Raw genomic sequence first — 14,535 nt, forward strand, 5'->3', positions numbered from 1 at the left:
CCCTATCCAGTAGACAGTAGAAATAAATAATCAACGACTTTAATTCGAAGTTTTGAACTAAGACCGTTTAATTAATTTTTTTCTTGTGACCTTTCGTAATTGTGAAAGTTATTTTCATTACCTTGGTTGCTCTTTAAAACTATCGCATTGAGAATCTTTTGATTTTCTCGAAATGTATTTATGTTTTATAAGATTTGGTAACCACTTCTCCAACATAAGTCATATAAGAAAAATACTCTTTTACAGCGAACGATGAATTATCATATAAGTCAGTTATATCTGTTACCTGCTTTCATTTAATTGATTTTAAAGTATTTATCACATGTAGTACTGAAAGCATTTCTACTTATTTCTAATTTGCTTCGCTATCTTTAATCGTTTTTTGGCTTGACGGATGATTCCATAGATGTACAAACTAAACTAAACATAATTCAACATTCAAATAGATTGGTATCTGTAGTCATTAAATAATGTATGGAGACAAAACAGAAAGAATTGTCAAATTCATTGGAATATACAGCTCTATTGCTGAGATCTACTGTTAGCGATTGAGGAAGAAAGCATTTAGGTTCGAAATGGAAATCGGTGATTCCTTGTTCCGAAGGGCGATTGATAAAGTGCATGCAAAGTTTTCTAACCTAGATTCCCTTGAAAGAAGCTGATATCAATTTTTTTGAGAAATTTAAAACAGTTGGAGAAAAGTTATACTTTTTCCAACTGTTTTATCTTAGGGGTTTTTTAGCCATCTCTTTATCACTGAATTACTTTCTTTTTAAATTGAAGGCTTTTGCGATTCCTTCAGCAGTCGCTTTCCCTAATTTATTTATATAACTTTGTTGTTTTAATTTTTCTGAATCACTCTTTGAATCTATAAATAAATATTCTATAAGTATTGCTGGCATGTTTGTGTTTCTCAATACACTAAAATCAGCTGTCTTTTTGCCCCTATCTCTTTCGCCAGCCTCTTTTGCTACATTTTCATGAACTATATCCTGATATTTTTTTGATTGATTGGAATTATTAGTAGGGTGAACATAGCTTTCAAAGCCAGTGCCCCCTCCAGCGTTAATATGAGCGCTTAAAAAGTAATCAGCCTTCCAGCTATTCGCCATTTTAGCCCTATCTTCCAACGTAATAAAGGTGTCATTTGTCCTAGACAATCTAACTTCAACATTAGAATAATTATTTATTAAATAATCTGCAATACTTTTCGAGATGGCTAATGTTAAATCTTTTTCTCTTAGACCGTTTCCAGTTGCACCAGAGTCATTTCCGCCGTGACCAGGATCAATGAATATTTTTACGTTTTTCTCGACTGAGTCGTGAACACTACTTTTTCGAACATACCCAATCCGATCAGAAAAGATAATTCGCCACCAGTTCCCGTAATCTGTGGCAATTGGAAAAGTTGCACCTTTATCTATGGTCCCAAAAGGGACTAACTTGCCTGATGTATTATCATACACTGTTGCTGCTTCTAAGGCAGTAAATGTACGTGATTGGTTTTTATAGTTTTTATTCAAGTTTTTTATACTACTTCCAGATGTGACAGAAGTGTCAGATTTTCTAACATATCCATATATATCGCCAAACTGGATACGATGCCAGTTTCCATAATCGCTTACTCTTGGATAGATTTGTCCTTTTTTTAACTCTCCAACTTTTTTAAGTGATCCACTTCGGTTATCATAAATAGGAATATTTCCTTCAGCTTTAAAGTATTTATCACTTTTAATGAACTCCGATTCTACGTCACTTTTTCGAACGTATCCTACACGATCAGAAAAAACGATTCGCCACCAGTTCCCATAATCTGTGGCAATCGGAAAGGTTGCGCCTTTATCTATGGTTCCAAAAGGTACTAATTTGCCTGATGTATTATCATACACTGTCGCTGTTTCTAAGGCAGTAAATGTACGTGATTGATTTGTATAGTTTTTATTCAAGTTTTTTATACTACTTCCAGATGCAACAGAAGTGTCAGATTTTCTAACATATCCATATATATCGCCAAACTGGATACGGTGCCAGTTTCCGTAGTCACTTACTCGGGGATAGATTTGGCCTTTTTTCAACTCTCCAACTTTTTTTAGTGATCCACTTCGATTATCATAAATAGGAATATTTCCTTCAGCCCTAAAATACTTATCACTTTTTAGGAACTCTGAGTCTACGTCACTTTTTCGAACGTATCCTACACGATCAGAAAAAACGATTCGCCACCAGTTCCCATAATCTGTAGCAATTGGATAGGACTGTCCTTTATCAATAACACCATAAGGGACTAGGCTACCAGACGTATTATCATATATAACAACATCCTTTAATGCTTTGAATGAACGAGACTGATTTTTATAGGCACTATTTTTATTTTTCAGGATTGAACCATTATCAGGAATCGTATCTGCCTTTCGTACATAGCCATAAATGTTACCATATTGTATTCGATGCCAGTTTCCGTAATCACTTACTCTTGGATATACTTGATTTTTTTTAAGTTTTCCTATTGGTTTTAAAGGACCTCCACCTCGATTATCATAGACAACCAAATCATCTTTTGTTACTTTAAAATAATTCGTAGATACACCTTTCCATGGATCGGCTGAAGAGGTCGTAGCTCTTTGTAATGTGCTAAAAGACGTAGTAGCTCTAACTGGCTGTTTATGGTTTTCATTATCAATTTGTTCAGTATTCTTTTGAGCGTTTTGATTGATCTCATCATTTAAAGAATCGGATAAATCGTCTGCTTCGTATTCATTACCTGTGAGATCACTAGAATCTTCTACCAGTTCATCATCTTGATTTTGAACTACTTCCTCTACTTCTTCAGTTGGAATATTAGGAATCTCCAATTCAACTTCACTGTCTGTTTCCTTATCCTCATTTATTATGACGTACTTCAAATTACCTATATAAATAAATGTAATTCCTAATTCATCTTTAAAAACGGGATAAGATATTTCTTTATTAATTAGAAGCTGGACCCTGTCAAAGGTCTCTGTTGAATATACCTTTGTGTCTTTGGAAAGGGTTTGCTCCATTCCGTCTATTGTATTAATATAAATAAATTCGAGTGAACTTGAATGGTTATTAACCTCTTCGACTGAACTAAATGGGATTGTAATGTCTCCATTGGAAAATTGTATACGAACTACACTGTCCTCTAATTTCCCATAAAGATATGTACCTTCTACTATAGTTATACCTTCATCTAAATCTATTGTTTCTGTCACTTGTAACAAATGATAGGAATCGGGCTCATTTGCATAAGATATTTTGGGAGAGAGACAAAAAACTAAAAATAGAGCAATTGTCGAAAAAAGGATGTTTTTTAATTTCAAGTTTATATCACCTTTTTCTCTTAAACCTATGTTATTTTCTACCACTCTCTTATTTTCACCTCCTTACAAAAGATCGATTAGTAAAGGCCTACTTATTCGACTAGTTCATTTGGTTCAAGATTCTTTATACCTATTATTAGATTTACATTTAAAGTAGTAAATAAGTTTGAAGCCTTATTATCTATTTTAGTGTAATATAGTGATTTTGTCGAATAATTTCTCATGCATTTTAATAGTATTAGCCTTATTTATATAATCGGCAAAACGAATGAAAAAGTGTTGAAAAGTAGCAAAAATAGTACTAAATGAATCAGTCATGTTGTGACAGTTGATCCGACAATTTGTAAATATTTTTAAATTCTTTATCAAAGGATGCCACTTTTCGTGATCGAGTTTCGATTATAGTGGTGAAAGCGGGGTGATAACTGATGGCAACAAGTACATTGATGAAATCCCAAGTGCGTCTCGTTTTGGAAAATGGAAAACATTCTACAAGTGGAAACCCTATTTTCAAAACGAAATCATTTAATAACGTAAAAACAGACGCAAGCCCAACCCAGTTGTTTGCAGTAGCTACAGCACTAGCTAATCTACAAACACTTCCACTTCATAGTGTCGAGCGATTCGACCACTCTGAGATTGAGGGGCAATAAAGGTTTCTCCATTATGGAGGGATACGAGGGAGAAAAATTAAGTGAGGAAGTTGATGTAGGATGGGGGAAGCATCCTTCATGACATTCGGAAAATTGCAGGAGAGGAGGGGACAAAGTGAAAAAATTAGAATTACTATTTGAAAATGAAGAAGGAAAAACCGTCACATATTCATTGGATAGTCCAGTAGATCCAGCAGATGAAGTTGCAATAAACACGGCAATGGATGAAATTATCGCACAAAATGTTTTCGATTCTACTGGTGGAAATATTGTTGCCAAAAAAGGAGCTCGTATCGTTGAACGTGTAGTAACCGACATTGATATCGGAATGTAATGATGAAAGTGAAATGGAAGGAAGATAACGAGACCAGTGGTGCAAATCTCTGGTCTCTTTTTTTACAAGCTAGGAACTTTTTTAGTAAAGGCTCTAAGAAAATGGATTGGAAGTTAATCTAGTGCTGGGTAGTTAAGTAATTTTGTGAATTTGCCGGAATCAAACTTAGCACCTAATAAATTGCGTTACCTTTTAAGTAGGGGCAGTTTTAGTAGAAGTTCCTTAAAAAAGTATCCCGAACCGATGGTAAGGAGGCGACTTTAATGGAAACCTGGGTAACGTTTATCACCGAGCTAAGTTTTCCGATCGCGATAACGTTCTATTTGTTGCACCGTATTGAAGGAAAGCTAGATGTGTTGAACGAATCAATCCGGATATTGCCAGAGAAAATGAAATAATATTGTATAATGATTGAGCTCCTCTTAGGGAAAGGGGAGTTTATTTGATGTTGCCTTAAAACGTAATTTTGGAAAGTGTGCATACATATAGTCGGAAAAATAGTTTTCTAAAGCTGATTCTTTTCATATCAATTTTCTTTTACCTATTTTAGTGCCTATAGCATTGCATAATAATTTGAAATCAATATATTGAGCTCGTAAATTTTTGTCATATGAAGAACTAGCCCCATAGAGTCTCCGGTTATTATCAGTTTTTTTGAGAGTAATTACATAAATGGTTACTATTCATTTTCTTTGTGGTCATCTTGGATAAACATAGGAAGTAAAACAGTATGATGTGAATGCTCGGTAGTAAGGAACCAAGGGATTATATGCTTTATAAATATCAATTGAATTTTTAAATTAAATGTTGTATGATAATTTTAACGCTTTCACAGTTAGATCGATCTAAAAACTCAATTATTTTTGCTAATGGCCGAAAGAACGTTTTCTAAAAGTAGATCGATTTACTTGAAAAAGATATAACTTTAAATTTTACGCACTAAAAATTAGATCGATCCAAAATCAACTGAGGAGGAATTAGTGTGACACAACAATTTTCATTAGCTTATTTGACAGTGGTGAATACTCCACCGCCAGAGATGACGTATATGGCAGCTCGTGCAGGGTATGACTTTGTCAGTCTTCGCCCAATTTATATGGGATTGCCTGGCGAACCAAATTTTTCATTGGCGCAAAATAGCCAGCTTTTGAAAGAAACGAAACAAGCATTGAAAGACACAGGCTTAAAATTATTAGATATTGAACTTGCTAGAATTGCAGATGGAGTTGACCCGAAACAATATGAGCCAGAGCTTGAAGTTGCAGCAGAACTTGGTGGAAAGCATGTGTTGAGTAGTATTTGGACGGATGATCGCGCATATTATATCGAGCAATTTGCTAAGCTTTGCGAATTGGCTGATCAGTACGGATTAACGGTAGAACTTGAATTTGTTCCAATTGCAAGCGTTTCAAATCTAGCAGGTGTGGTTGATGTGTTAAGTACTGTAGATAAAAAGAACGCTGGGCTTATGATTGATATTCATCATTTCCACCGATCACATGATACAATTGACGAGTTACAAAAGGTACCAAAAGATTGGTTCCGTTTTGTTCATCTATGTGATGCTCCAGGCGTTATTCCGACAGATCATGACGAGATGATCCGCATCGTTCGAGAGGCTCGTTCATACGTTGGTGAAGGCGGTATCGATGTAGCGGGCATCGTAAATACGATTCCACAGGTCCCTTATTCGATTGAACTACCAAATAAACAACAGTCCGATTTACTTGGGTATGAAGAATTTGCTCGTCGATGCCTAGTAACTGCAAAAGAATATTTTGCAAAACATCCAAGAAATAAAGAAAAAGTGAATTGCTAATTCAAATGATGATTGCAATGGTATACTATTTTAAGAAAGAAAGACGAAACGGAGTGTAGTATAATGACAACGGATATATTTGAAAATAAAAAAGCACCATATATTTGTACACCTTTAACGGGAAAAACAAAAGTAGAAGTGTTGGATCAACTAGAAAAAATCCTTCCACAAACACCAGATTTAATCGAATGGCGTGCAGACTTTTTAACAGATTTAGCGGATGTAGAACTTGTTTTAGCACTTGTTGCAGAGATTAAGAATACAACGGATATTCCACTTTTATTTACAATTCGTGCAGCACATGAAGGCGGAGAGGAAATTTCGTTAACTGAAGATGAAAAGGTACATTTAATTAGTGAAGTTTGCCGCAAAACAAAAGTAGATTTTGTTGACTATGAAACATCAAATGAAGAAAAATTTGTAAAAGCAATACGGTCAGTATCGAAAGAAAATGGAAAACAATTAATTTTATCGTATCATAATTTTACTTTCACACCTGATAATGAAGAAATTGTCAAACGTGCAAAACTAGCAGAACAGCATGGAGCAGATATTGCCAAATTTGCGGTTATGCCTAAGACACAGGAAGATGTGCTTCGTTTACTAGAAGTGACAAAAACAATTGACGATTTACTCGATGTGCCAGTCGTTACAATGTCAATGGGTGATATTGGTGGTTTAAGTAGAATCGTTGGTTGGGCATACGGCTCCATCATCACATTTGGAGTTGGAGTAGAACTTTCGGCTCCAGGTCAAATACCAGTTAAAAAATTACGTGAAACAATTAAATTAACTCAGGAATTAGTTCCGAGTTGGGAATAAGTTAATAAAAAGTTCATTCGTAGCTGAACGCTAGAGGGCAGGGATTCTTGTCCTCTTTTTGTATATAAGATTAAGCATGCTTCATGATATGATGAGGAACGCAATAAGATTGACGAGTATGCACACCTAATGCAATGCGGAACTTCTTCATCAAAGTGCTGAAACTTTGGGCAAAGTGCGTAAACTTGCGAGTGAAGTGCTGAAATTTCGGGCAAAGTGCGTAAACTTTCGAGTAAAGTGCTGAAATTTCATCCAAAGTGCGTAAATCTTCCATTAAAAAAGAAAGGATGGTCTTATGAACGAAAACTGTGAGAATACAATGGGGTATAACCCGTACTGGAACCATATTGGACTGAAGGAGATTGAGTTGGCAAATGGTCATTCTGTACTTGAATTGCCGATTATCCATGAAATAACGCAAAGTAGAAAAACGGTTCATGGTGGGGTAATTGCAAGTTTAGTAGATGCGGCGGTTGGATCTGCCTTACGTTCACGAGTTGAAAAAGGACGTGGTGGGGTTACCGTTGATTTAAAGGTGAATTATTTAAGACCAGCAGTTGGAGAAAAATTGGTCGCAAAAGGGCGGATTGTTAAGCTAGGAAAATCAATAGTCGTCGGAGAAGCGGTTATTGAAAATGATGAAGGCAAAGAGGTTGCAATTGGCATTGCAACATATATGATGAAAGAAAAGGATGTATAAAAAATCTTGTCTATAAAGACTTGGTTGCAAAAAAGTGGGAAATAAAAATGTAATAGAGAGAAGGGATACAATGAAGGAAAAAGTGACTATTCGCAGTACAGATTTATATGTCAATCCAATTGGTCTTGGAACGAATGCAGTTGGGGGACAAAGACTTTATCCAAATATAAAGGATGAAGCAGGCAGGGCATTTTTGCTGACAGCGATTGAAAATGATGTCAACTTTTGGGATACCGCTTTTAGTTATGGACCAAAACGCTCAGAAGAAATTATTGGGGAAGTGCTTGCAGAAACGAAGCAACGTAAAAATATCGTCATTGCAACGAAGGCCGCACATACTTATGTGGACGGAAACACTATTTTCGATAATTCACCAGCATTTTTAAAGCAAGCAGTAGAAGAAAGCCTGAAAAGATTGCAAACGGACTATATTGATCTATTTTACATCCATTACCCGGATGAAAAAACACCGAAATACGAGGCAGTTGGTGCATTACAAGAATTAAAGGAAAAAGGGATCATTCGTGCGATCGGAGTGTCGAACTTTTCACTTGAACAATTAAAAGAAGCGAATCGGGATGGTTATGTGAATGTCGTTCAAGGGGAGTATAATTTAATAAAACGAGAGGCCGAAAATGATTATTTCCCATATACGTTGGACAATAATATTTCCTTTGTCCCTTATTTTCCTTTTGCTTCTGGGTTATTGGCTGGTAAATATACGGCAGAAACAACATTTGCAAAAGGAGATTTACGAGCGAAACAAGCACATTTTCAAGGAGAAACTTTCCAACAACATTTACAAAATGTTGACAAACTACGCCAAATAGCTACGAGTAAAGGTGTGGAAATTGCTCATCTTGTGCTAGCTTGGTATTTAACGCAAGATGCGATTGATGCTGTAATACCTGGTGCCAAACGTAGTGATCAAGTGTTAAGCAATTTACAGGCATTAAACGTTAAGTTAACAGAAAAAGAGATAAATGATATCGATCAGATATTTGTTTATTAAAGTTAAAAAAGATGTTCCCTCTATTTTTGAAGGAACATCTTTTTAATTTAGGTGCTGTTAGATGTAAAAACGTTTTTACAGAAAATGAGGAATCGCGATCATCCTATCCCTTAAAATTTACGTAGGAAAATATTAACAATGCCCATTTCATTCTATGATTCTTAAGAATATTTAATAATATGAAAAAAATTATGTTGAAAAATGTAATTTATTCTATTATAATCAATGTAAACGTTTTTACAAAAAAGATCTTATTATATTTTATAAGGTGGTATTAACAAGGTTATAAACGATGTAAACGTTTATATATAACAATGAAATTGGAGGTTCAAATGGGCCAGAAAATTACCATTAAAGAAGTAGCCAAACAGGCAAATGTTTCAGTAGCAACCGTTTCAAGAGTACTAAATGGACGGGATAGGGTTAGTAAGGAAACGAAAGAAAAAGTATTAAAGGTTGTTAAAGAACTGAATTATGTACCGAATACAACGGCGGTATCGATGATTACAAAACAAACGCAAATGTTGGCGGTTGTTGTACCTGATATTGAAAACCCTTTCTATACAGCAGTCATTAAGGGAGCAGTTAGTGTAGCGCGTCAAGAGGGTTACTATGTATTTGTATTTTCAACAAATGACAATGTAAAGGAAGAAAGCATATTTTTTGAAAGTGCACAAGGTAGAAATGTAGATGGAGTCATTCTTGTCGGTGCACATAAAGAGGAAGCGTTTTACAAGAGTATTAATAAACCCGTTGTTTTGGTTGATCGTTACATTGAAGAAAGTGGGCTGGACGGTGTAGTGATTAATAACTTCAGGGGAGCATATGATGCAACCACCCATTTTATTGAAAATGGTCATCGGAATATCGCGGTTATTATTGGTCCGCAAGATTTCAATGATGGAACCGAAAGATATTGGGGGTATGAACAAGCTTTAAAGGATCATAATATTGAACCAGTTAATGAATATTACAAGGAGGGAGATTGGACAGAGAAACATGGTTACGAATCAACCTTTGAATTAATGAATGGTTCTAATCCACCTTCCGCCATTTTGGGCGCAAATAACATGATCTGCCAAGGAGCTATTAAAGCGTTAAGAGATTTAAAACTGGAAATTGGGAAAGATATCTCGTTAATCGGCTTTGATGAAAATGATATTGCTGAATTTGTCGAACCAAGAGTATCTGTTGTAAAACGTCCTACACATGAAATGGGAGTACATGCTACGGAGATATTAATTCAAAAATTAACAAAAAAGGAATCAACTAGTACCGTTCCAAAGAAAGTAACATTAGGCTGTGAACTACTAAAATTTGGTTCTGTACGGAATTTACGTAACGGAGGTTGAGGGAAAATGTCTACGATTTTGGTGGCGGGAAGTATGAATATCGATATCGTTACAAAAGTAAATCGACATCCATTACCTGGGGAAACAATACATGGAATGGAAACATCTCTTTTTCCAGGGGGAAAGGGTGCGAATCAAGCAGTTGCCGCTGCAAGATTAGGAGCCTCCGTTTGTATGGTAGGAGCAGTTGGAAATGACCTTTTTGGAAACGAAATAAAGAGAATTTTATCAGATGATGGTATTGACCTTACCCATGTGAAAGAAAAAAACAGTACTACTGGAATGGCACTCATCACCATAGATCAAACAGGTGAAAATAATATTATTTTAAGCCAGGGAGCAAATGGACTTATTACAAAAGAAGATATATCCAGAGTATCATATGATAGGTTCGATGCCATATTATTACAAAATGAAATTCCATGGGAAGCAAATGCATTTGTTTTGGAAAAAGCGCAACATCATCAAGTAAAAACAGTTTTTAACCCAGCACCCGCTCTAGCCATTTCAAAAGATTATTTATCACTGATTGATATATTAATTTTAAACGAACATGAAGCGACTGAAATGACACAATATAAATGCGATACAAAGGAAGATATAGTAAGATCAGTACAATTCCTAATTGACTGTGGTGTGAAAGAAGTAATTATTACATTAGGAAAAAAAGGGTCATTTTATATGAACAATAAGCAAAAAGTATATTCTACTGCTGCTTTACAAGTACCGGTAGTAGATACGACAGCCGCTGGAGATACATTTATCGGAGCGTTTATCGCAAAATATATGTCAGGACATTCAGTTGAAAAAAGCTTGGATTATGCTTCTGTAGCGGCTGCGATTTCTGTCACAATAGAAGGCGCTCAAAACTCAATACCAAACGTGGACAAAGTAAATAACTTCATGCAAAGAAAGGAAGAATCTATGTGAGTACCTTATCATCAGAAAACCTTATTCTTCTAAATAATGTATGTAAAGATTTTGATACACCAAAAGGAAAAATTACCGTGTTACAACATATTAATTTAACTGTAAATAAAGGGGAGAAAGTTTGTATTGTAGGTCCATCGGGATGTGGTAAAACGACAATATTAAATATGATTGCTGGTTTTTTACAGCCTTCTAGTGGAGAAGTGTCCATCAACGGAAAGAAGGTGGTCAAACCTGGCCCTGACAGAACAGTAGTATTTCAAAAAGATTCGGTATTTCCATGGTTGACTGTAAGAAAGAACCTTGAATATGGACCGAAAGTTAGAGGTCTCCCGCGAAGTGAATGGGAATCAAAAATTGATTTTTATTTGGAAAAAGTAAAACTCACTGAATTTGCTGATCGATATCCGAAAGAATTGTCTGGAGGTATGAGAAAAAGGGTGGATATTGCCAGAGCTTATATTAATTCACCAGAAATACTACTAATGGATGAACCGTTTGGACCTTTAGACGTAATGACAAAAGAAGTAATGCAAAAAGACTTATTAGATTTAACACGTGAGGAAAACAAAAGTATTATTTTTATTACACATGATATCGAAGAAGCTGTTTTTCTGGGGGATCGTGTCATCGTCATGACAGCTCGACCAGCAAAAATTCATTCCGATATAAAAATTCCGTTTCCTAAGGATAGAGATCCATCTTTAAAAATGGAGCCCGAATTTCAGCGGCTTCGTAAACAAATAGACGGAATATTTAAAGGAGTTGAACAAGAGTGAATAAATTTTTCCATCGTTCGAAGTGGATGCTTGTGAGTATCGGTTCTTTGCTCGTAATGTTGATTCTTTGGAAGATACTAACAAGTGGTACTGGGTTAATAAAACCACTATATTTTCCGAGTCCAGAAGGTGTTTGGGCTGCGATTACGATGATGAATGAAGGTGTCTTTTACCATGCAGGTGCGACATTGATTCGTGTTGTGGTTAGTTGGTTTATTGGTTCAGCAATTGGAGTTATTACTGGACTTATCCTTGCTAAAAGTAAATGGACATTCCATATCTTAAACCCGATTATTGAAGCATTACGCCCAGTTCCACCAGTCGCACTCATTCCACTCGTATTAATTTGGTTTGGTGTAGGAGATTCGGGCAAAATATTTTTAAGCGCTTTAGCGTGTTTTATGGTTATGGTTGTTAACACGATTGTTGCATCAGGAAACGTTCCACCCGTATATTTACAAGCTTCCGAAACATTAGGTGCAACACCTGGAAAAACATATCGTACTGTAGTACTGCCAGCTATTATTCCAGAAATCATGTCTGGAGCAAGAATTGGGATTGCATTATCTTTTGCTGTAACTGTTGCAGTTGAATTTATGGGGGCAAAATATGGTGTAGGTTATCTTATTATGCAAGCAAGTCGAACATTAAATACAGAGGTAGTTATTCTAGGGACAATTATTATTGGAATAGAGGCTTTCTTATTAGAAAGATTGCTAAAAATAATTAGTTCAAAAGCAACAAAATGGACCGAAAATCCTAATTAATTTTACTAAAAGAAGAGGTGGAAAAGATGAAGAGAACAAGTAAGGTTTTGAGTTTGCTACTAATCATAGCACTTGCGATGTCTGCATGTGGCGGAGCTTCAGAAAAAAAGGAACAAGCAGGAAATGGATCAAAAGAAGAATTAACGAAGATAACGATTGGAGTTTCTCCTTTTCAAGATACACTCCTTCCGATCATTGGAGAAGAGAAAGGATGGTTTGAAGAAGAGGGACTTGATGTTTCATTTGAAATGCTTGCATGGAATGCAGTCATGCCTGCTTTAGCTTCTGGTTCTGTTGATGTTGCTGTTTACAATACAACTGGTATTGTTTCTGGACATAATAAAATGGAAGAAGCGATTTTCCTTTATCCATGGAATATTTTTACGGAAGGACAAGCGATGATGGGGCGTCCTGATGTTGGATTTAAAACTGTAGAAGATTTTGAAGCTGAAGGAATGTCTCATGAGGACGCTGTAAAAGAAACAGCCCTACAACTTAAAGGAAAAACGATTGTTACAACAATGGGAAGCGATATGGGTAAAAGTGTCATTGAAGTGACAGAAAACAATGGAATTGCTAGGGAAGATTTTGAAGTCATCGATATGGACCCTGACCAAGGATTGGCAGCGTTTATTTCAGGAACTGGTGATGCTTATGTTGGTGGTATTCCACAACGAACACGATTAGAAAAAGAAGGATATACAACGATGTTAGTTGGGCCTGATCTTGCTCCTGTACCAATAAATGGTTGGATCTCAACTGATTCATTCACAAAAGAAAATGAAGAGGCACTTCTAAAATTACAGCATGTCATGTTTAAAGTTATTCGTTACACAGAGGAGAACATGGAGGAAGTTGGTAACATCATCACAGATAAAATAAATTCTGAGACAGGTGCGGGAATGACCGTTGATCAATTTGAAAAATATTTTACAGAAATTGAAGATTTCCCAGGAAATGCAGCGCTCGTAAATGAAAACATCCTTGATGAAAAAGGTTTCGGGTATTGGAAAAGAACTTGGGACAATGATAATAAATATTTTGTTGAGGTAGATAAATTAATTCCTAAAGAGGTTCCATATTCTGCATTTAAAGGGGAAGAATTTCAACAAAAATATATGGACAAATATGGTGCAGATGAAAGCGGTTATTAAATAAGTAGAATAAATGACTGGAACTAGATTAGGAGGAAATAACATGACTGTCAGACTTCATAATATAGTAACGGGTGCTTTAGAAAGTAGTTATGCAACGAGTGTATTTGGAAGTCCTGAAAAACACCCATTAGTAACAAAAGAAGAACTTGTACCATTCGGGTATAAAGAGAGAAAATACAACGAAGACGGGACAGTGGAACCAGGTTTAATGGTGCCAGTACCTATTTGGTTTATCGAAGGTGAGGACAAAAACATCCTCATTGATACAGGTTTAGGTGATTGTGAAGAAATCATGGAGCTACAAAATCAATACGGTATTGATTATATTGCAACGAAAACAAAAGAACAGGAAATTACAACTGCATTAGCAGCTAAAGGGTTGACCCCTGATGATATTGATATTGTTGTCTTAACGCATTTGCACTTTGACCATATTGGCAATAACGAGTTATTTAAAAATGCAACATTTATTGTGCAGAAGGAAGAAATTCCATTTTTAATCAGTCCACCAAAATTCACTAACTTTTATTACCGTGAATGGCAACATAAAATTACGGCGATTAGTGATCGTTTAAAAGTGATTGAAGGTAATATGAAATTGACGAAAAACATTGAATTAATACAAGCGGGTGGACACACTCCTGGACAAATGATTATTATGGCAAACACAATGGATGGGAAAGTGTGTCTAGCATCGGACTTTCTGTATAATTACTCGAATATTCGACATGAATGGCCAATGGGTCCAATTTGGAATGTACAACAATGGGTAAATAATTTCCAATATATTAAGGGAAACTCGGATATCATCGTTCCGAACCATGATTATGAATTTTTTGAATATTATCCAAATGGAATTATAGGATAAA

14 protein-coding genes are annotated in these 14,535 nt (G+C 35.6%); 13 read left to right on the plus strand and 1 reads right to left on the minus strand.

Going from position 1 to position 14,535, the window contains the following annotated elements; translation table 11 throughout:
- Positions 1–761: 761 nt before the first annotated feature.
- The gene (locus DFR56_RS12745) at positions 762–3,386 is read right to left on the minus strand and encodes an N-acetylmuramoyl-L-alanine amidase (RefSeq protein ID WP_110395840.1); all 2,625 of its coding nucleotides are present in this window, start codon (positions 3,384–3,386) and stop codon (positions 762–764) included.
- Positions 3,387–3,769: 383 nt separating this feature from the next.
- Here DFR56_RS12745 and DFR56_RS12750 point away from each other — a divergent pair, with 383 nt between their 5' ends.
- The 13 genes from DFR56_RS12750 (at position 3,770) to DFR56_RS12810 (ending at position 14,534) form a co-directional block, all read left to right on the plus strand.
- Complete coding sequence (locus tag DFR56_RS12750) at positions 3,770–3,994, plus strand: DUF1659 domain-containing protein (protein WP_110395841.1); 225 nt, start codon at positions 3,770–3,772, stop codon at positions 3,992–3,994.
- 115 nt (positions 3,995–4,109) lie between these two features.
- Complete coding sequence (locus DFR56_RS12755) at positions 4,110–4,328, plus strand: DUF2922 domain-containing protein (protein ID WP_110395842.1); 219 nt, start codon at positions 4,110–4,112, stop codon at positions 4,326–4,328.
- A gap of 263 nt (positions 4,329–4,591) precedes the next feature.
- Entirely contained in the window at positions 4,592–4,726 is a 135-nt protein-coding gene (locus tag DFR56_RS12760; protein ID WP_110395843.1) for a YvrJ family protein, read from the plus strand.
- Between the two features lie 584 nt (positions 4,727–5,310).
- Positions 5,311–6,147 carry a sugar phosphate isomerase/epimerase family protein gene (locus DFR56_RS12765; RefSeq protein ID WP_110395844.1) on the plus strand — a complete coding sequence of 279 codons (837 nt, stop codon included), beginning with the start codon at positions 5,311–5,313 and terminating at the stop codon, positions 6,145–6,147.
- A gap of 63 nt (positions 6,148–6,210) precedes the next feature.
- A complete protein-coding gene (aroD, locus tag DFR56_RS12770; protein ID WP_110395845.1) occupies positions 6,211–6,969 on the plus strand; it encodes a type I 3-dehydroquinate dehydratase in 759 nt (252 codons plus the stop codon).
- Between the two features lie 295 nt (positions 6,970–7,264).
- The gene (locus DFR56_RS12775; RefSeq protein ID WP_244916508.1) at positions 7,265–7,669 is read left to right on the plus strand and encodes a PaaI family thioesterase; all 405 of its coding nucleotides are present in this window, start codon (positions 7,265–7,267) and stop codon (positions 7,667–7,669) included.
- Positions 7,670–7,739: 70 nt separating this feature from the next.
- Positions 7,740–8,681, plus strand: a complete 942-nt coding sequence (locus DFR56_RS12780) for an aldo/keto reductase (RefSeq protein WP_110395846.1) — start codon at positions 7,740–7,742, stop codon at positions 8,679–8,681.
- Positions 8,682–9,013: 332 nt separating this feature from the next.
- A complete protein-coding gene (locus DFR56_RS12785) occupies positions 9,014–10,033 on the plus strand; it encodes a LacI family DNA-binding transcriptional regulator (protein ID WP_110395847.1) in 1,020 nt (339 codons plus the stop codon).
- A 6-nt stretch (positions 10,034–10,039) separates the two neighbouring features.
- Entirely contained in the window at positions 10,040–10,963 is a 924-nt protein-coding gene (gene rbsK / locus DFR56_RS12790) for a ribokinase (protein ID WP_110395848.1), read from the plus strand.
- Positions 10,960–11,742, plus strand: a complete 783-nt coding sequence (locus DFR56_RS12795) for an ABC transporter ATP-binding protein (RefSeq protein WP_244916509.1) — start codon at positions 10,960–10,962, stop codon at positions 11,740–11,742. Before rbsK ends, DFR56_RS12795 begins: the two co-directional genes overlap by 4 nt.
- Complete coding sequence (locus DFR56_RS12800; RefSeq protein WP_110395849.1) at positions 11,739–12,509, plus strand: ABC transporter permease; 771 nt, start codon at positions 11,739–11,741, stop codon at positions 12,507–12,509. Before DFR56_RS12795 ends, DFR56_RS12800 begins: the two co-directional genes overlap by 4 nt.
- 26 nt (positions 12,510–12,535) lie before the next feature.
- Positions 12,536–13,663 carry an ABC transporter substrate-binding protein gene (locus tag DFR56_RS12805; protein WP_110395850.1) on the plus strand — a complete coding sequence of 376 codons (1,128 nt, stop codon included), beginning with the start codon at positions 12,536–12,538 and terminating at the stop codon, positions 13,661–13,663.
- A gap of 43 nt (positions 13,664–13,706) precedes the next feature.
- Positions 13,707–14,534 (plus strand): N-acyl homoserine lactonase family protein, encoded by an 828-nt coding sequence (locus tag DFR56_RS12810; RefSeq protein WP_158525634.1) that lies wholly within the window; start codon positions 13,707–13,709, stop codon positions 14,532–14,534.
- Position 14,535: the final 1 nt, after the last annotated feature.

This window comes from Pseudogracilibacillus auburnensis (assembly GCF_003201975.1).
In the GTDB taxonomy this organism is placed as follows: domain Bacteria; phylum Bacillota; class Bacilli; order Bacillales; family Amphibacillaceae; genus Pseudogracilibacillus; species Pseudogracilibacillus auburnensis.